The sequence below is a fragment of the Clostridium sp. Marseille-P2415 genome, from assembly GCF_900155545.1.
GTDB lineage: Bacteria > Bacillota > Clostridia > Lachnospirales > Lachnospiraceae > Lacrimispora.
In genome coordinates, this window is the sequence record NZ_LT732525.1 from 1 (window position 1) to 334 (window position 334).

At 42.5% G+C, this 334-nt stretch carries 1 pseudogene; it reads right to left on the reverse strand.

Annotated features, from left to right (window positions below):
• Window positions 1-209: pseudogene (locus BQ9856_RS00085) on the reverse strand (IS21 family transposase); the annotation flags it as partial.
• Window positions 210-334: the final 125 nt, after the last annotated feature.

Below are 334 nucleotides of genomic sequence, written 5' to 3' on the forward strand. Positions count from 1 at the left end.
GTATCAGCTGTTTTCTTTGTATCTGGAAAAAGCTGATTTGCCAAGACGTCGTCAGTCAGGTTCTCTGAAAGCGGCCATTCAAGGTGTTTTTCTCTGGCTGCTTTGAGAACCTTGTTGACAGTTTTCTTTGAAACACTGCAACTTAATGCAATGTTTGTCTGACTGAGATTCAGACTTGCAAGTCTGAGTATCTCACGATACTTGGTCATAGTGTGACCTCCTTATACTGTATTTACGTCATTGACGCATAAACACAGTATAAGGGAACTATAGCTACGGTTTCCAGTTCCGGAACAGCGGTTTCCTATAAAACGGAATGGCGGTTTCCTGAGAC